This is a genomic window from Phytohabitans maris (assembly GCF_031085175.1).
Classification (GTDB): domain Bacteria; phylum Actinomycetota; class Actinomycetes; order Mycobacteriales; family Micromonosporaceae; genus Phytohabitans; species Phytohabitans maris.
Genome location: NZ_JAVHUY010000061.1, coordinates 1 through 17,896 on the forward strand (window position 1 = coordinate 1; position 17,896 = coordinate 17,896).

Genomic DNA, 17,896 nt, shown 5'->3' on the forward strand with positions numbered 1-17,896 from the left:
AACACCCGCCGCGTCCCCGACGCCGTCCACGGATTACTCAACGGCCGGATGAACATCGGCTGCGACCCGTTGTAAAACGTCCCCAACAAATACAACTCCCATTCAACCGCAGAATCCCCGGATCCAACTCCCACGTATTGTCCGACACCGGATCCAACATGTCCGCCTTGAACGAATACGGACCCATCGGATCCAACCCCGCACTCTCCAACACATGAATCCGCTGCGAACCCAGATCAAACGGCTCCCGCCCCGCCGTGTAATAGAAATACCACCGCCGACCACTCGGACCATCCAACAAATGAAACTCCGGCGCCCACATCGTCCCCGCACCATTCGGCCGACTCAACGTGAACAACACCGTATCCACCGCCGACGCCAACCCACCCAACGTCCGCGAACGACGCATCGTCACCGTGTTGTTCCACGTCGTCGTCGCCAAATAGTAGAAGCCCTCGTAATACGTCAACCACGGATCCGGACCCCGCACCTTCAACGGGTTCGTAAACGTGCGGGTGCCGGTGCCCCCGTCGGTGTACCCGGGCAGCCGCCACAGCCGCGCGGTGGCCGTGGTGCACGGCAGATGGACGAGCCGGCCGTCGGTCGCCGGCGCCACGCACTTGTTCGAGTGGACGGCGATCACCTGGAACGCGCCGGCGGCCTGCGCGAGCCGGAAGCGCTGGTTGTCGTTGCTGTGGCAGGCGTACTGGATGATCGTCGCGTTGTCGGCGGTGGAGGCGCCGTACACGTCGACGCAGCTGCCGGCGGTGAGCGTGCGGATCGTGTACGTGGCGGCCACTCCGGCCACGGGTGTGAACGTGAACGTCTGCCGCGCGCCGGCGCCGCAGGCGGCCTGCGCGAGCTGCAGGGCGCTGGTGGAGGCGCCGCCGGGCACCTCGGCGCAGGTACCGGCGCTCTGGTTGACGACCGTGCTGGTGAACGTGACCTCGGCGGACGCGGGAGCCGCGGGCACGACGATCCCGGTGACCAGGACCGCGAGGAAGATGACGGACAAGCGGGGCACTCGACATCACATCCCATCCAGGATGGTGGATCGCCCGGCTAGCCGCCCGCACTGTATCCGATCCGACGGTCACCGCGATAGTGCCGGCGAGTTATCGTCCCGTTACCTCGTCCGGCACCGGTGGGAGCGGCGCCGTGGACTAGCGTGACGCCAAAAGCTCGGGTCGGCGCGCGCCTTCCGGAAACATCCATCGGTTACATTCCGGCCGGTCAGGCCCTTCGTCAACCTGGACGGCGCGGAGCGTGCGCACCACCCGCACGGCAGGGAGGTCGAAGAGGTTCACGGGATGACGGGCGATGGGCGGAAGCCGATGCGGATACTGCTCGTGGAGGACGACCGGCGGGTCACCGCCGTGATGACGTCGATGCTGCAACGGCGCGGCTACGAGGTGGAGCACGCCGCGACCGCCACCGCCGCGCTGGCCGCGGCCCCGTGCGACCTGGTGCTGCTCGACCTCAACCTGCCCGACGGCGACGGCGTCGACGTCTGCCGCGCCCTCCGCGCGCGCAGCGAGCACCTCGGCATCATCGCGGTCACCGCGCGGGGCGAGGAACGCGACCGGGTCACCGGGCTGCGGATGGGCGCCGACGACTACGTGGTCAAGCCGTTCTCCATGGCCGAGCTCCAGGCCCGGATCGAGGCGCTGCTGCGGCGGGCGGTGCGGCACGTCCCGCCGCGCGAGGCGGTCGAGGTCGGCCCGCTGCGGATCGACCACGCGGCCCGCACCGTGCTGCTGCGCGGGCGGCCGGTGAGCCTGACCCGCAAGGAGTTCGACATCCTCGCCTCGCTGGCCCGGCAGCCGGGCGTCGTGGTCACCCGCGAGCGGATCCTGCTCGACGTCTGGCAGACCACCTGGTCCGGCCGCCACACGCTGGAGGTGCACGTGGCGTCGCTGCGCGCCAAGCTCGACGAGCCCAACCTGGTGCAGACCGTCCGCGGGGTGGGCTACCGTCTGCGCACCGACTGAGAGCTGGCGGGGCACACAAGGGTAGGAAATGCGTCGACGACTCGTGAGTACGTACGTGCTGCTGCTCTGCATGGTCCTGCTCGCGCTCGAGGTACCGCTGGCGGTGTCGCTCACCAACCGGGAGACCCAGCGGGTGCTCGCCGACCGCCTCGCCGACGCCACCCGCTTCGCCGCGCTGGCCGCGCCCGCCCTGCGCAGCAACGAGTTCGACGCGGTCAAGGACGAGCTGCGCCGCTACTACGACCTGTACGGGATCGCCTCCGTCCTGCTCGACCAGGACGCGCGGACGAAGAGCGTCTTCGGCGGGGCGCTCCCCGGCGACGAGCGGCTCAACGCGGCGATCCGCGGCGCGCTCGCCGGGCGGCAGGTCGGCACGCCGGCGACGCTCTGGCCGTGGCACGGGCAGCCACTGATCGTGGCGGTGCCGGTCAACGACGGCGGCGCCGTCCTCGGTACCGTCGTCACAATCTCACCCACGAGCCGCAACCGGCGGGTGGTGATCTCGTCGTGGTTGGAGCTCGGCCTGCTCGGTCTCCTCGCGGTCGTCGCCTGCGTGGTCACCGCGCTGCGGATGGCCGGCTGGGTGCTGCGGCCGGTCACCCGGCTCGACGCGGTCGCGCACGAGATCGCCGCCGGCGACAGCGGCGCCCGGGTGCAGCCCGAGCACGGCCCGCCCGAGCTGAGACGGATGTCGGCGAGCTTCAACGAGATGGCCGACGCGCTCGCCGAGGCCCTCGAACGGCAGCGCGCGTTCGTCGCGCACGCCAGCCACCAGCTGCGCAACCCGCTCACCGTGCTGCGGCTGCGCGTCGAAGACCTCGGCACCAGGCTCGTCGACGACGACCTGGCCCGCGCCGACCACGAGATCGCCCTGGCCGAGACCGACCGGCTGGCCAGCGTGCTCGACGGGCTGCTCGCGCTGGCCCGCGCCGAGCGCGGGCAGAAACGGTTCGAGGTGGTCGACGCGGTGGAGGTCGCCCGCGGCCGGTGGCTGGCGTGGCGACCGATGACCGAACGTCGCGGCATCGACCTGGTCACCCTCGTGCCGGACCAGCCGTTGTACGCGCGGCACGTGGCCACCGCGCTCGACCAGTCCCTGGACGCGCTGGTCGACAACGCGCTGAAGTTCACGCCGACCGGCGGGCGGGTCGAGATCGAGGTCTCCGCCCGGGACGGCGGCGTCGACGTGATCGTGCGCGACAACGGCTGCGGCATGACCGAGGAGCAGTGCCGGCTCGCCACGGAACGCTTCTGGCGGGCCCCCGACGCGCAGAACGTCGAAGGCGCCGGCCTCGGCCTGCCGATCGTGATGGTGCTGGTCGAGGCGTCCGGCGGGCGGTTCACGCTCGGCCCGGCCGAGCCGCACGGCCTGGAGGCGCGGATGTGGTTTCCGGCCGGCCCCGCTCCGGCGCCGTCACCCGCACCCGCCGCCGAGGCGCCGCTCAAGGCCTGACGGCCGCTTCCGGTTTCGACGGCCGCCTCAGGGCGGCGGACGCCCCATGGTTGGCGGACTCTTCAGGCGGCGGCCGCCCAATGGTTCGCGGACGCTTCGGGCGGGGGCCGCTTCAGGGTTTGACGGATCTGAAGTATTCGGCGGCGCCGGGATGGAGCGGCACCGGGAGCGTGGCGACCGCCGAGCGGATGTCGAGGTTTTCCGCCGCGGGGTGCGCCCGGGCCAGCACGTCGCGCCGTTCGAGGAGCATCCGGGCCAGGTCGTGGGCGAGCTCGTCGGCCATCTGGCGGGGCACGACGAGAAAGTTGGGCACGGCGATCGTGGAGACCGGCGGCAGCTGGTAGGCGGAGGCGGGGACGTCGCGCACCACGTACACGTCGCTCCACCGCGCGCGCATGTCGGCGACCCACTTGGAGAGGTCGACGATCCGCTTGCCGGCGAGCTGCTTGATGCCGGAGACCGGGAGCCCGCCGGAGAAGAAGAACGCGTCGATCTCGCCGGCCGTCAGGGCCTGGAGCGAGTCGTCGAGGCTGAGCTTCTGCTGCGTCACCAGGCCCGGACGCCCGAGGCCGGCCACGTCGAGGAGCCGCCCCACGGTGATGCCCGTGCCGGAGCCGTCCGCCCCCACCGACACCGTCCGGCCGCGCAGCTGGTCGAGTGTCCTGATCGGACTGTCGGCGTGCACGACCAGGTGCAGCAGGTCGTCGTAGACCCGGGCGAGCGCGGCGATCCGCGGGTCGGGCGTGGCACCGGTGACCAGGATGTCGGCCTGCGTGAAGCCGATCTCGGCCTCGTTGTTGACGATCAGGTCGACGTTTTCCGCCGACGCCGCGGTCACCATCGCCTCCGCGTCGGTCTCCGGAAGCTCCTGCTCGACGATGCCGGCCAGCGCGGTGCCCACCGCGTAGTACACGGCGGTGCGGCTGCCGGTCGCGATGCGGATGCGGCGCCGCTCCGGAGCGCCACCCATACAGGCGGTGAGCGCGGCCGCGGTCATAGCCGACAGTCCGGACAACACGGTGCGGCGTGCCAGGCGGCGACGCCGTAGAGGTGTCGTCTGGGAGGTCACCCCGCAGCCCTCACCAAGGCACAGCCCTCTCGACAGTGCGGCTCGGGCGCAAGGCCCGGTCCGCGCAAGTTTCCCTCAAGTCCTGCCCGCCGGTGTACCGGCCGAACGGGCGGATCAGCGACCGTGATTGCGGACGGGCCGCGCGCACCTCGCGCCGCCCGCCCAGCCGCGGGAAAGGGGACGGGCGATGGTCGGCGAGCCGGTACGCACGGCACGGGTCCCGCTCGACACCGTCCCCGCGGACGCGCTGCCCGCCGCCTTCGAGGCCACCAGCCTCATCCAGTGCACCGAGGTGAGCCGCGTACCCGGCCGCCGCCGCCCCGAGTGGCGCGCCGCCGGGAGCATGCCGCCGCCGGTGCTGCCGGCCCTGGCCGAGTTCGACCACGCGGAGGCCGCGGTCCGCCTCGCCACCCTCCTCGACGACCTGGGCTTCACCGCCGAGCACGAGGTCACCATCGGCGGTGGCCGCCGCCGCTACCAGGTACACGGCGTGGTCATCCCGCCCACCCAGCGCGACGACGCCGGCCGCCTGCTCGCCGCCGCCTGGCGCCAGGGCCGCCGCGCCCTGCTCGGCACCGACCCGGTCGGCTCCTCCTCCCCCCGCCACGCCCGGCGCGGCGTGCTGGCCCGCGCCGCCTGGCGGGCCGCCCTGCTGGCCGGCGGCCGGCGGCTCCGCGCCGACTCCCTGGGGGTACGCCTCGGCGACCAGGAGATGGCCGCCGTCCTGGTCCGGGCCGCCCGCCTGCTCGGCGTGACCGCCGGCGTCCTCACCCGCCCCGGCTGCCTGCTCGTCACGGTCTCCGATGTGGACGAACGCACCCGCGTCCTGCGCACCCTCCACACCACCGCCCGCCCCCGCGTACCCGCCCTCGCCTGACCGTGAAGGCCGCTACGCCGGCTTGAGGGCGAGCAGGCCGAATACGTCGGCGACGCCGGCGGGGCTGGACTCGGCGGTGCGGGTCAGGCGGAGGCCGGCGCCGGTCACGGCGTTCAGCAGGTCGGCGAGGGGGACGTGCCAGGCGCCGACCCGCGCGCGTACGCCGGACGGGTCCCAGGCCCGCGTGGTGTACGAGCGGTCGGCGTAGCGCTCGTCGACCAGGACGCGCGGGCGGTCGCTCCAGTCGGCGAACGCGCCCACGAAGCACGGGTGCACTCCAACGTGGACGAAGCGTCCACCCGGGCGCAGTACCCTCGCGACCTCGCGCAGCACCGCGGCGTAGTCGGGCAGGTCGGTGTGGGCCAGCGCGCACACCACCGCGGGCAGTGACGCCGTCGCCACCGGGAGTGCGGCCGCGTCGGCGGCGGCCACCGGCATGCGGGCGGTGGCGTGGCGGAGCTGGCCGCGGGAGATGTCGGCGCCGAGCGGGGTCCAGCCCAGCGCCCGCAACGGCTCCGCCCGCACCCCGGTGCCGCAGCAGAGGTCGAGGCAGGTGCCCTGGCCGGGGCCGAGCAGGTCGGCGAGGAGGTCGCCGCTGCGCCGGGTGTACGGCGCGGCCTTGCCACGGACGTACTCCTCGTACCAGTCGGCGTGGGCGTCGTAGGCGGCGACCGGCGGCATCACCCGATCGTATGGGCGCCGGCTCAGGAACGGGTCACGCTAGGAGCGAACGACGAACGCGGCGGTGACCGTCGCGCCCGCCGGGCTGGTGCGGACGTCGACCTCGTCGGACATCTGGCGGACCACCCAGAGGCCCCGGCCGCCGTACGCGGTCACCGGCACCGGCTCGTGCCCCGCCTCGCCGTCCGCCAGCCCCGGGCCGGCGTCGCTGACCTCGCAGCGGATGAGGTCGCCGGCGCGCCAGAGGCGGAGCCGGCCGGTGCCGCCGCCGTGCCGTACGGCGTTGCTGGCCAGCTCGTTCGCGACCACCACCAGCTCCTCGACCAGCTCCTCGCCGGCACCGAGGTCGGCGGCGTGGGCGGCGACGGCGGCGCGCAGGGAGTACAGGGCGTCGGAGTCGAAGGGCTGGTCGAGCGCGACCGTCCCCTCCGCGCGTGCGGGACCGCGGTCACTATCGGCCATCAGCCTGCCTCACCCGGACCGCCGGCTGGTCGGTCACGCCGACCAGGTCCAGCACCTTGCGCACGGCCCGGCGGCACACGATCACCATCGCGCGGCCGGGCTGGAGGCTCAGCGCGGCCCGGCCGACCGCGGCGGCGGCCGCCGCGTCCATGAAGCGTAGGTGCGCCAGGTTGACGTGGATGTCGCCGCCCAGCCGCAGCGCCTCGGCGAGCGCCTGGTTGAGCTCGGGCACCCGCCGGTAGTCGATCTCACCGGCCAGCCGGACGCCGGGCGGCGCGTGCTGCCGGCAGATCCGCAGCAGCGGGTCCTCGTGGTAGACGGCGGCGGCGACCGCGCGGGGGTGCGCCTTGGCCGCGAACGCGAGCGTCACCGGGTCGAAGCTCTGCCGGTCGTACTGGCAGACCGCGGTCAACCGCCCGCCGGCGAAGAGCCCGGCGACCCGGGTCTCGAAGACCAGCAGCTCGTCGACGGCCGCGACCGGGCGGGTGGCCCAACACATGTCGGCGGTCACCCGCAGCCCGGCGAACCCGTCCCGGTGGGCGGCCGCCACCTCGTGGGCGAGCATCTCGATCACGTTGGTGGCGGAGACCCGGCCGCCGGCGAGCCAGGCGGTGTCGTTGTCGCGGATCGTGAGCTGGCCGCCGTCGGTCGGCTTGACGTCCCGTTCGGCCAGCTCGTCGGCGAGGTCGGGCGGGCCGCCGGGGTCGGTGAAGCAGATGATCCGCTGGCCGGCGCCGAGGCCGTCGCGGACGAAGGCGGCGACGATGTCCAGGCGCTCGTCCGCGTCCGAGTAGGTAAGACACGCGTGGTCACCGGGTCGGAGGTCGTCCACCGCTGCAGCACTGGCCATCGCCCGCCACCATAGAGGACCTTGGGCGCCACCGCTCGTCGGCGCCACGCCCGGACGCACCCCGCCCCCCCACGGCTGTGATCGAAGCTCCCCTCATGTCGCTAGAACGACGTGAGGGGAGCTTCGATCACAGCCCATACGCCTTAGTCGATCCGGCCGACCGGCTCGCGCTTTTCGGCCTGGAACACGTCCTCGGTCCGGCCGCGGGCCCAGTAGCCGGAGATCGAGATCGCCTCACGCGGCACGCCCCGGTCGCGCAGGACCTGGCGGACCGCCTTGACGGACTCGCGCTCGCCGTGCGCGAAGACCTGGACCGCGCCGGCGCCGTACGGACCCGCGGGCCAGGGGCCGCCGTCGACCGCGCGGGCCAGGAACCCGGTGTCGGCCGGATCGGGGTTGACCAGCCAGTTGACCGCCACCTGCTCCGGGACCTTCAGGTCGAGGATGTCGGCCGCCGCGCCCACCTCGACGTGCGCGACGCCGTTCGCGTGTCCGGGCAGCGTCTCCAGCGCCGCGGCGATCGCCGGCAGCGCGGACAGGTCGCCGGCGAACAGGTGCCAGCCGGCCGCCGGATCCGGCGCGTACGCACCGCCGGGCCCGGACAGGACGAGGCGGTCGCCGGGTGCCGCGCCCGCGGCCCAGACCGCGGCGACGCCGGTGTCGCCGTGCGTCACGAAGTCGATCGCGAGCCGCCGCCGGGTCCGGTCCACCCACCGCACGGTGTAGGTGCGCACGACCGGCAGCCGGTCGGCCGGCAGGGTGGCCCGCAGCGCGGCGAGGTCGTAGGGTGGCTCGAGGCCGAGCGCGGGGTCGACGAAGAGCAGCTTGACGTACGCGTCCGTGTACCCCTCGCCGCCGAAGCCGTCCAGCGTCCCACCGGACGCGACCACCCGCACCAGGTGCGGCGTCAGCCACTCGGTCGACTCGACGGCGAGGACGTACTGGCGCGGCGCCCGCCGCTCACGATCACCCTTTGGCATTAGGTAAGGCTACCCTGCCTCCCTGGAAAGCGCCCAGAGATCCGGTAGATCCGCCGGCCGGCGTGCCCCACCCTCCTATGTGGACGGAGCGGCTCGGGGGTCACCCTCGGGTAGGTAGCCGGGGCTGAAACGCCACCGCCTCACGGCTTCGCCGGCGCGGTGCGCGAGCCGAGCGCACAAACGGGGTGATTCGCGGATGGCGGACAAAAACCATAAGCCCGCCCTGGTACGCGAAACGGTCCCCTAGCGTCATCACGGGGGTGCGACGGATGCATGAATGGCACGTCGGGACCGGAGAGCACGCCATCCCCCTGCTGGCGTCGAAGCTCGCGGTCCCACCACCGCCGGAGGTCCCGCTCGCCCGCCCGCGCCTGACCCGGTTGCTCGATGCCGGGGTGCGCGGGCCGGTGACACTGGTGACGGCTCCCGCGGGGTGGGGAAAGACGGTACTGCTGGGCGCGTGGGCGCGGGCACAACCGGACCAGCCGGTGGCCTGGTACACGGCCGAGGCGGGTGACGGCCCGAGATTCTGGGCGTACGTGGGTGCGGCGCTGCGAAAGCACGGCGTCGACGCGCCCGAGGACGCCGACCCGGAACGGCTCGCCGCCGCGATCGCCCGGCTGGAGCGGCCCGCCGTGCTGCTCCTGGACGACCTGCACCTGGCGGTCGACCAGGAGCTGGCGGACGGGCTGGACTTCCTGGTGCGGCACGCCGACCGGCGCCTGCACCTGGTCGCCGCCGTGCGCACCGAGCCGCCGCTCGGGCTGCACCGGTGGCGGCTGGAGGGCGGGCTGGTCGAGGTGTCGGCGCACGACCTGGCCTTCAACCGGGAGGAGACGGCGGAGCTGCTGGCCCGCCACCGGGTGCCGGCCAGCGCGCGGCGCGTCGACGACCTGCAGCTGCGCACCGAGGGGTGGCCGGCGGGGCTGCGCTTCGCGGCCCGCTCGCTGTACGCCCACCCGGACCCGGACCGCTTCATCGCCGGGTACGGCGGGGAGCATCCGAGCGTCGCCGGCTACCTGGTCGACGAGGTGCTCGCCGGGCAGCCGGCCGAGGCCCGGGACGTGCTGCTGCGCACGTCGATCGCCGAGCCGGTGAGCGGCGAGCTCGCCGACGTGCTGACCGGGCGGGAGGACGCCGCCCGGGTCCTGGCCGAGCTGGAGCGCACCAACGGCTTCGTGATGCCGCTCAAGAGCCGGCCGGGCGCGTACCGGTACCACCGGATGTTCGGCGAGCTGCTCCGCGCGGAGCTGCGCCGCCGCTCGCCCGACCAGCTCACCGACCTGCACCGGCGGGCCGCGGCCTGGCACGCCGACCGGCACATGCCGCCGGACGCGCTGCGGCACGCGCTCGCCGGCCGGGACTGGCCCAGGGCGACCGAGCTGCTGGTGCAGAGCTGGCCGGAGCTGATCCCGTACGGCCCGGAGGGCGACCGGCTCCCCGCGCCGCCGATCCCGCCACCACCGGCCAGCGCGCTGCGCGCCGACCCGGCCCTCGCGCTGGCGTACGCGGCCGCGTTCCTCGACGCGCAGGACCGGACGTCGGCGACCGCGTTCCTGCGGCTGGCGCAGCGGCACCGGGATCGGATGCCGCAGGGGCAGCGGGCCCGGTACGCGCTGGTCGCGGCCGCGCTCCGGCTGGCCGAGGCGCAGCTCTACGGCGACCACGCGGCGGTGCTGCCGGCCGCCCGCCAGCTGCTCGACCTCTCCGCCACGGCGGGCGTCGGCGCGGCGGCGGCCCGCCCGCTCGCGGCCACGGCGGGTACGGCGGCCGGTGGGCGCAACGGCGGGCCCGGCGCCACGGCGGCCGCCCCGCTGATCCGCAACGCCGGCCCGGTCACGCCCGGCACCGGCCCGGTACCCGCCTCGACCCTGGCCCGGAACTCCGGCGGCAACGGCACGGCCACGGGCGTCGGGCCGACCGCCACGGTGCAGGCCGGCCAGAACGCCGGCCCGCACGGCCCGGCATCGGTCTCCGTCCGCAACGGCGGGCCGGGGAACGGGCACGGGGAGCTGTCGCCGTTCGGGCGCGCGGGGGACGGTGCGGCGGGCGCCGGCGAGCGGGCGTTCCGGGCGGCCGATCCGGCCACCCGGGCGGTGGCGCTCGCCGCGGTCGGCGTGGCCGAGATGGAGGCCGGTGACCTCGTGGCCGCCGGGTACGCGCTCGCCGCCGGGCTGGCCGAGGCGCGCGCCGCCGGGCTCACCCGGCCCGCGTCGGCCTGCGCGGCGCGGCTCGCCGTGGTGCACGCCGTGCGGGGCGAACTGCGCGAGGCCGGCGAGGCCGCGCGGGCGTACCAGGGCGGGTCTTCGGGAGATCGCCGGCACGCGCACCTGGCGCTCGCCCTCGTGGCCCTGCACCGCGACGAGCTCGCGGAAGCCGCCGCGCACCTGGACCGCGCGGCTCCGCCGGCCCCGGCGGACGCCGGCGTGCCCTCGGCGGAGCGGGCCGGCACCGCGTTCCCGGCGCTGGTCGCGGTGGCCCGCGCGGGGCTGCTGGAGGCGCGCGGCGACCTGGCCGCGGCGCACCGGGCGATCTCCGCCGCCCGCGCCGACCGGGCGCTGCCGCCGCTGGTCGAACGGTGGCTGGCGGTCGCCGAGGCGGACCTGCACACGGCGCGCGGCGACGCGTCCGGCGCGCGGGTCCTGCTCGGCCCGGTCGCCGCCCGGGAGGACGCGGCCGGGCAGCGCACCGCCGGCGACGTCGCCGGTGCGGTCGCCCTGGCCCGGGCGCAGCTGCGCGCCGGCGACCCGGCGGCCGCCACCCGGGCGCTGCCGCCCTGGGACGACCTCGAGGCCGACGTCCCGCCGGCCGTCCGGGTCGACGCCGGCCTGCTCTCCGCGATCGCCGCCCGCCGCGGCGGCGACCACCGCCGGGCCGCGCGCGACCTGGAGGCGGTGCTGGGGCTGGCCGGGCCGGAGGGGTTCCGGCGGGTCTTCACCCGGGGTGGGACGGACGCGCGCGACCTGCTCGCCGCCCACCTCGACGCCGGCACCGCGTACTGGCCGCTCGTCGCCGACCTGGTGGCGGCGATGCCGCCGCCGGCCGCGGCCGACCCGCCGCCGTCGCCGGAGACCGGGGAGACGCTCACCGAGCGGGAGCTGACCGTCCTGCGGTACCTGCAGAGCATGCTGTCCACAGTGGAGATAGCGGGCGAGCTGTCGCTCTCGGTCAACACCGTCAAGACGCACGTGCGCAACATCTACCGCAAGCTGTCGGCGACCCGCCGCCGGGAGGCGGTACGCCGCGGCCGGGAGCTGCGCCTGATCTGACGCTCCCCTCGAGTCGCTGGAACGACGTGAGGGGAGCTTCGATCACAGAGGGGGACTCACCCGCGCCGCGTGATCCGGCCTCACCCGGCCGGCCCCCACTCTGGGCCGGTGAAGACGTTCGTAGTGATCGGCGGGACGAGCGGGCTCGGGTTCGAGGTGGCCCGGCTCCTGGCGCCCGAGCACCGGGTCGTCGTCGTGGGTGACCGGGTGGACGAGGTCAAGAACGTGGCCGCCGATCTCGGCTGTGACGGGTTGACCTGCGACGTGTCCCGGTACGACCAGGTGGAGCGCGCGTTCGACGAGATCGCCATGCGCGGGGCCGTACACGGGGTGGCGCACTGCGCGGCCATGTGGGCCGGCGGGGCACTGGACGAGCTGGCGCCGGAGACGATCCGCCGCGCTGTGGAGGTGAACGTGCTGGGTCCCACGTACGTACTGCGCGAGGCGCTGCGCCGGATGCGGGCGCAGGGCTTCGGCAACGCGGTGTACGTCGGCGCGGTCGCGGTGGACGCCGCCCGCCCCGGCATCCCCGTGTACCGGGCCACCAAGAGCTACGGCAAGAGCCTCGTGGAGTCGGTCGCCCAGGCCACCGGCAGCAACGAGGTGAAGCTCATGCAGGTACACCCCGGTCCGATGCCCACCCGCCTGCAGGAGCGGGTGGGCGACTCGTTCCTCGACACGGTCTACACCCCGCCGGCCGCGGTGGCCCGGGAGATCGTACGGTTGCTCCTGCTCGCGCCGGAGGACCCGTACGTCTCCGATCTCAGGGTGCTGCAGGCCAACGGTAGGTGGTGAGCACCGGGGGCCAGGCACAGGCGTGGTCGCCGCTGCGCATCGCGGTGTACCGCAACCTGTGGCTGGCATTGCTCGCGGCCAACATCGGCACCTGGATGCAGACGGTGGGTGCCCAGTGGCTGCTGGTCAACACCACGGACGCGGAGACGCTGGTCGCGGCCGTACAGACGGCCAGCATGCTGCCGATCCTGCTCTTCGCGCTCCCCGCCGGCGTGCTCGCGGACGCGTTCGACCGGCGGTACCTGCTGATCTCCGTGCAGGGCTTCCTGGCCACGGTGGGCATCGTGATGACGGTGCTCACCGCGACCGGGCACATGGGGCCGGCGCTGCTGCTGACGCTGACGTTCGCGCTCGGTACCGGGCAGGCGGTGACCCTGCCCGCGTGGGCCGCGGTGATCCCGCAGCTCGTCCCGCGCGACCAGATCCGGCCCGCCTCCGCCCTCGGCGCGATCAGCGTGAACGTGGCCCGGGCGATCGGCCCGGCCGTCGCCGGCGTCCTCATCGCCGAGGTCGGCATCGCGTTCGTCTTCGGCCTGAACGCGGCCACGTTCGTGCTCTTCGCCGCCACGCTGATCCGCTGGAAGCCGCGCAGCGCACGCCCGACCGAGGCGCCCGAGCGCTTCACCGCCGCGCTGCGGGCCGGCGGCCGCTACGTGCGCTACTCCCCCACGCTGCGCCACCTGCTGCTGCGGATCGTGCTGTTCATCCTGCCCGGCAGCGCACTGTGGGCGCTGCTGCCGCTGGTGGCGAGCGAGCGGCTCGGCACCAGCTCGCACGGGTACGGCCTGCTGCTCGCCGCGCTCGGCGTCGGCGCGATCGCGGGCGGCATCGGCCTGCCCAGGCTGCGCTCGCGGATGTCCGCGAGCAAGCTGCTCGGCCTGGCCGGCGTGATCTTCGGGCTCAGCCTCCTCGACGTGGCGACGCTCAACGACCTGCTCGCCGTCACGGTCGCGCTCGCCCCGGCCGGCGCCGCGTGGGTCATCGTCCTGGCCAACCTGAACGCGGAGATCCAGCTCTTCCTGCCCAACTGGGTACGCGCCCGCGGCCTCGCCGTCTACCAGGTGGTGTTCGCCGGCGGGCAGGCGCTGGGCGCGCTGGCCTGGGGCGCCGTGGCGCAGGTGGTCGGGCTCGAGCTGACGTTCCTGCTCGCGGCCGTCATCATGCTCCTCGACGCGGTGGCGCTGGCCCGGTGGCCGCTGCCCGACCTGCGCGACGTGGACCGCGAGCCGGCGGTCATCTGGCCCGAGGTGTCGCTCGGCGTCCGCCCCGATCCCGAGGCCGGCCCGGTGCTGGTCGCCTCCAGCTACGACGTACGCCCCGAACGGGAAAAGGAGTTCATGGACGCGATGCGGCTGGTCCGCGGCACCCGGATGCGCACCGGCGCGCGGCGGTGGGGGCTCTTCCGGGTCGGCGAGGAGCCGCACCGGTTCGTCGAGGTGTACCAGATCGCGACGTGGGGCGAACACCTGCGGCAGCACGACAACCGGTTCACCGGCGCCGACCAGGAAACCGAGGAACGCGTGAACGCGATCGCCGACGAAAGCTCGCGCTCGTGGCACCTGCTGCCCGCCGAGTCGGTCTCGCGCGACCCCGGCGCCGCCGCGGACGAGGCGGTCGCGACCGGCGACATGACCGCAGACCCGACCGGCGTGGGCGGCCCGGAGACGGTCACCCGGCCGGCGTGACGCGCCGTCACCCCACCGTTCGCGACCATCCCGACATGGATGATCCTTTCCGCTTGACGATGAGCCGGCTCCGCGGGCCGGTCACCGAGGAGGACCACCTCCTCGGCAGCTCGTACGCCCCGGTCACCCTCGTCGAGTACGGGGACTACCAGTGCCCCGGCTCGGCCGTCGCGCACGGGGTGGTCCGGGAGGTACTTCGCCAGCGTCCCACCAAGGTCGCGTTCGTCTACCGGCACTTCCCGCTGACCGACGTGCACCCGTACTCGGAGATCGCCGCCGAGGCCGCGGAGGCCGCCGCCGCCCGCGGCCGGTTCTGGCAGATGCACGACTGGCTCTTCGCCCACCAGGACCACCTCAAGCCGCTGCAGCTCGCGCTCGCGGTCGACCGCCTGGGGCTGGACGTGGAGCGGGTGGGCCGGGCGATGGGCGGCCACCACTACCTGGCCCGCATCCGCCGCGACTTCGGCAGCGGCGTGCGCAGTGGCGTGGCCGGCACGCCCACGTTCTTCGTCAACGGCATCCGCCACGACGCCCCGCACTCCCTGGAGGCCCTCCTCTCCGCGGTGGACGACGCCGCGGACACGTAGGCTGATCGATGCCCGGCGCGCCGGTAGGCTCGCCGGTGTGACCGATCTTCGCAGCGCCCAGTGGTACGCCGGCGACGACCGCAACGCGTACATCCATCGGGCGTGGATGCGGCGCGGGCTGCCGGACGGGGCGTTCTCCGGGCGGCCGCACATCGCGATCGCAAACACCGCCTCCGACCTCACACCCTGCAACATCCACCTCAACGACGTCGCCGACAGCGTCAAGGCCGGCGTCTGGGAAGCCGGCGGCGTACCGCTCAACCTGCCCGTCGTCTCGATCGGCGAGACCCAGGTGCGCCCCACCGCGATGCTCTGGCGCAACCTCGCCGCGATGGCCATCGAGGAGATGCTGCGCGCCAACCCGATCGACGGCGTGGTACTGCTCGGCGGCTGCGACAAGACCATCCCCGCGCTGCTCATGGCCGCCGCCTCGGTCGACCTGCCGGCCGTGGTGGTGCCCGGCGGCCCGATGCTCACCGGCCACTTCCGCGGCGCCCCGCTGGGCTGCGGCACCGACGTCTGGCGGCTCTCCGAAGAGGTACGCGCCGGCACCCTGTCACACGAGGCGTTCATGCGCTCGGAATCCGCGATGATCCGCAGCCGCGGCCACTGCAACACCATGGGCACCGCCTCCACGATGGCCAGCATGGCCGAGGCGCTCGGCATGACACTGCCCGGCATCGCCGGCACCCCGGCGCCGGACAGCCGCCTGCTCGCCCTCTCCCACGAGACCGGCAAACTCGCCGTCGACCTCGTCGCCGCCGCCCGACGCCCCAGCGACGTACTGACCAAGGCCTCCTTCCGCAACGCCATCGTCACCCTCGCCGCGATCGGCGGCTCCACCAACGCCGTCGTACACCTGCTCGCCATCGCCGGCCGGGCCGGCGTCGACCTCACCCTGGACGACTTCGACCAGATCGGCTCCGGCGTACCCCTGCTGGTCGACCTGCAACCCGCCGGCCGCCACCTGATGGACGACCTCTACCGCGCCGGCGGCCTGCACGCCGCCCTCAACGAGGTCATCGACCTGCTCGACGCCGAAGCGATCACCGTCACCGGCCGCCCCCTCGTCGAACACGTGGCCGGCGCCGAGATCTGGGACGAGACGGTCATCCGCCGCCGCGCCAAGCCCCTGCTCGACGACGCCGGCATCGCCGTACTCAAAGGCAACCTCGCCCCCGACGGCGCCGTCGTCAAACCCGCCGCCGCCTCACCCGAACTACTCCAGCACCGCGGCCCCGCCGTCGTCTTCGACAGCGTCGAAGACCTGCACGCCCGCCTCGACTCCCCCGACCTCGACGTCACCCCCGACTCCGTCCTCATCCTGCGCGGCTGCGGACCCAGGGGCTACCCCGGCATGCCCGAGGTCGGCAACCTCCCCCTGCCCGCCAAGCTGCTGGCCAAAGGCGTCCGCGACATGGTACGCATCAGCGACGCCCGGATGAGCGGCACCGCCTACGGCACAGTCGTCCTGCACGCCACCCCCGAAGCCGCCGTCGGCGGCCCCCTCGCCCTGGTCCGCACCGGCGACCCCATCATCCTCGACGTCCCCGCCCGCCGCCTCGACATCGACCTACCCGCCGAAGAACTCGCCCAGCGCACCCCCTCCCAGACCAGCACCGCCGCCTACGCCGCACCCACCCGCGGCTGGGAACGCCTCTACATCGACCACGTCATGCAAGCCGACAAAGGCGCCGACCTCGACTTCCTCACCGGCGCCAGCGGCCCCGACGTCGGCCGCGAGTCCCATTAGGACAATCCAATTCGCCCCGGCCCGCGTCGGCCGCGGACCGTTTGCGCGGTGTCCCCGATGCTTTCCCGCGGGCACCGCCGCGGCCGGCGGCTCGCTAGCGGACCACGACGACGTCGCGGTGGCCCAAGCCTTTCGGAGTCGGCGCGACGGTTTGATCACAGGCCGCCGGGACGCTGAACACAAGCCCCTGGGCCTGTATCAAAGAGTTTGTTGGCGAGCCGGAGTCCAGGCGGCGCCCGGCAAGGAACTTGATAGTGCGGTGGCCACTAACCTTTGCCGGCTTCGCCGGCCCGGGTGACCAGCGGCCGAAGGCCGCCGGTCACCCGGCGAACGTCAGTGGCCACCGCACTAGCGCTTCAGGAGGTCGGCGAGGAAGGCGATCTGCTCGGCCTTCTGGAAGTTCTGTCCGCCCTCGTGCCCGTTGTACGACCAGATCCGGATGTCCTTCTCCGCCGGCCAGTGGTTGTACGCGGCGTACACAGTGGAGGGTGGGCAGACGTCGTCCATCAGGGCGACCGAGAAGAGGGCCGGCGCGCTCGCGTGCGCGGCGAAGTTGACGCCGTCGAAGTAGCGCAGCGTGTCGAAGACCTGCTCCACCTGGTCGCGATGCGTCTTGCAGTACGTGGTGAGCTCGAAGTACGGCGCCTTGTCGGTGATCTCGGTGGCCCGCCGGTAGTGGCACAGGAACGGTACGTCCGGCATCACCGCGGCCAGCCCGTCCACCAGGCCGCCGACCGCCAGCGCGATGCCGCCGCCCTGGCTGGCGCCGGCCGCGGCGACCCGGGTGGGGTCGACGAGCGGGTGCTCGCGGGCGGTCTCCACGGCGCGCACCGCGTCGGTGAAGAGGCGGCGGTAGTAGTAGGTCCGCGGGTCGAGGATGCCGCGGGTCATGAAGCCGGGCGTGTGCGGGCCGCCCGACGCCTCGGGGTCCGGGGTGTCGCCGGGCAGCCAGCCGCCGCTGCCCTGGCCGCGGGTGTCCATGACCAGGTGGGCGTAGCCGGCCGAGCTCCAGGCCAGCCAGTCGAGCGGGAGGCCGCGGCCGCCGCCGTACCCGATGAACTCGACCACGCAGGGCAACGGGCCGGCGGCGCCGCGCGGCGCGAGGAACCAGCCCTTCACCGGGTGTCCCCCGAACCCGCTGAACGTCACGTCGTGCACCTCTACTGTGGACAGTCCACTGTCGTACGGCGTGAACGTGGGCGGCGTGGCGGCGGCGCGGGCCGCGTCGAGCGTGGCGGTCCAGAACGCGCCGAAGTCGGCGGGCTCGCTCCGCTCCGGCCGGTAGGCGCGCAGCTGGTCCAGGGGCAGGTCGACGAACACCTGGGCACTCCTTTGATCATCCGTGGGGTGGTCCCACCATAACCGCGCATGGTCGCCCGGCGCGCTGGCTCGTGACGGGGACCCGCTGTCCTACGCCGCCCCCGCCGCCTGCCGGCATACTCCC

At 74.0% G+C, this 17,896-nt stretch carries 15 protein-coding genes; 8 read left to right on the forward strand and 7 right to left on the reverse strand.

Annotation, left to right across the window (positions count from 1 at the left end):
• Nucleotides 1–37 precede the first annotated feature (37 nt).
• A complete protein-coding gene (locus tag RB614_RS39965; RefSeq protein ID WP_308717936.1) occupies nucleotides 38–1,024 on the reverse strand; it encodes an RICIN domain-containing protein in 987 nt (328 codons plus the stop codon).
• A 310-nt stretch (nucleotides 1,025–1,334) separates the two neighbouring features.
• Here RB614_RS39965 and RB614_RS39970 point away from each other — a divergent pair, with 310 nt between their 5' ends.
• Both RB614_RS39970 and RB614_RS39975 read left to right on the forward strand, forming a co-directional pair.
• Nucleotides 1,335–1,991 (forward strand): response regulator transcription factor, encoded by a 657-nt coding sequence (locus RB614_RS39970; RefSeq protein ID WP_308717980.1) that lies wholly within the window; start codon nucleotides 1,335–1,337, stop codon nucleotides 1,989–1,991.
• A gap of 28 nt (nucleotides 1,992–2,019) precedes the next feature.
• Entirely contained in the window at nucleotides 2,020–3,444 is a 1,425-nt protein-coding gene (locus RB614_RS39975) for a sensor histidine kinase (protein ID WP_308717937.1), read from the forward strand.
• Nucleotides 3,445–3,556: 112 nt separating this feature from the next.
• On the opposite strand, the gene RB614_RS39980 is transcribed toward RB614_RS39975, so the two are convergent.
• Nucleotides 3,557–4,477 (reverse strand): TAXI family TRAP transporter solute-binding subunit, encoded by a 921-nt coding sequence (locus RB614_RS39980; RefSeq protein ID WP_428983206.1) that lies wholly within the window; start codon nucleotides 4,475–4,477, stop codon nucleotides 3,557–3,559.
• 223 nt (nucleotides 4,478–4,700) lie between these two features.
• Between RB614_RS39980 and RB614_RS39985 the strand changes: the two genes are divergently transcribed.
• The gene (locus tag RB614_RS39985) at nucleotides 4,701–5,390 is read left to right on the forward strand and encodes a hypothetical protein (RefSeq protein ID WP_308717939.1); all 690 of its coding nucleotides are present in this window, start codon (nucleotides 4,701–4,703) and stop codon (nucleotides 5,388–5,390) included.
• A 12-nt stretch (nucleotides 5,391–5,402) separates the two neighbouring features.
• On the opposite strand, the gene RB614_RS39990 is transcribed toward RB614_RS39985, so the two are convergent.
• The 4 genes from RB614_RS39990 to RB614_RS40005 form a co-directional block, all read right to left on the reverse strand.
• Entirely contained in the window at nucleotides 5,403–6,071 is a 669-nt protein-coding gene (locus tag RB614_RS39990) for a class I SAM-dependent methyltransferase (RefSeq protein ID WP_308717940.1), read from the reverse strand.
• Nucleotides 6,072–6,110: 39 nt separating this feature from the next.
• Entirely contained in the window at nucleotides 6,111–6,533 is a 423-nt protein-coding gene (locus tag RB614_RS39995) for an ATP-binding protein (protein ID WP_308717941.1), read from the reverse strand.
• A complete protein-coding gene (locus RB614_RS40000) occupies nucleotides 6,523–7,383 on the reverse strand; it encodes an MEDS domain-containing protein (RefSeq protein ID WP_308717942.1) in 861 nt (286 codons plus the stop codon). The genes RB614_RS39995 and RB614_RS40000 overlap by 11 nt, the downstream gene beginning before the upstream one ends.
• A gap of 143 nt (nucleotides 7,384–7,526) precedes the next feature.
• Nucleotides 7,527–8,363, reverse strand: a complete 837-nt coding sequence (locus RB614_RS40005) for a siderophore-interacting protein (RefSeq protein ID WP_308717943.1) — start codon at nucleotides 8,361–8,363, stop codon at nucleotides 7,527–7,529.
• 269 nt (nucleotides 8,364–8,632) lie between these two features.
• Here RB614_RS40005 and RB614_RS40010 point away from each other — a divergent pair, with 269 nt between their 5' ends.
• The 5 genes from RB614_RS40010 (at nucleotide 8,633) to RB614_RS40030 (ending at nucleotide 16,452) form a co-directional block, all read left to right on the forward strand.
• On the forward strand, nucleotides 8,633–11,632 hold the full coding sequence (locus tag RB614_RS40010) for a winged helix-turn-helix domain-containing protein (protein ID WP_308717944.1): 3,000 nt from the start codon (nucleotides 8,633–8,635) through the stop codon (nucleotides 11,630–11,632).
• A gap of 108 nt (nucleotides 11,633–11,740) precedes the next feature.
• A complete protein-coding gene (locus RB614_RS40015; RefSeq protein ID WP_308717945.1) occupies nucleotides 11,741–12,427 on the forward strand; it encodes an SDR family NAD(P)-dependent oxidoreductase in 687 nt (228 codons plus the stop codon).
• Nucleotides 12,424–14,112 (forward strand): MFS transporter, encoded by a 1,689-nt coding sequence (locus RB614_RS40020; protein WP_308717946.1) that lies wholly within the window; start codon nucleotides 12,424–12,426, stop codon nucleotides 14,110–14,112. Before RB614_RS40015 ends, RB614_RS40020 begins: the two co-directional genes overlap by 4 nt.
• A gap of 35 nt (nucleotides 14,113–14,147) precedes the next feature.
• Nucleotides 14,148–14,699 carry a DsbA family protein gene (locus RB614_RS40025; RefSeq protein ID WP_308717947.1) on the forward strand — a complete coding sequence of 184 codons (552 nt, stop codon included), beginning with the start codon at nucleotides 14,148–14,150 and terminating at the stop codon, nucleotides 14,697–14,699.
• Between the two features lie 37 nt (nucleotides 14,700–14,736).
• Complete coding sequence (locus RB614_RS40030; RefSeq protein WP_308717948.1) at nucleotides 14,737–16,452, forward strand: IlvD/Edd family dehydratase; 1,716 nt, start codon at nucleotides 14,737–14,739, stop codon at nucleotides 16,450–16,452.
• Between the two features lie 348 nt (nucleotides 16,453–16,800).
• On the opposite strand, the gene RB614_RS40035 is transcribed toward RB614_RS40030, so the two are convergent.
• Nucleotides 16,801–17,772 carry an acetylxylan esterase gene (locus RB614_RS40035; protein WP_308717949.1) on the reverse strand — a complete coding sequence of 324 codons (972 nt, stop codon included), beginning with the start codon at nucleotides 17,770–17,772 and terminating at the stop codon, nucleotides 16,801–16,803.
• Nucleotides 17,773–17,896 lie beyond the last annotated feature (124 nt).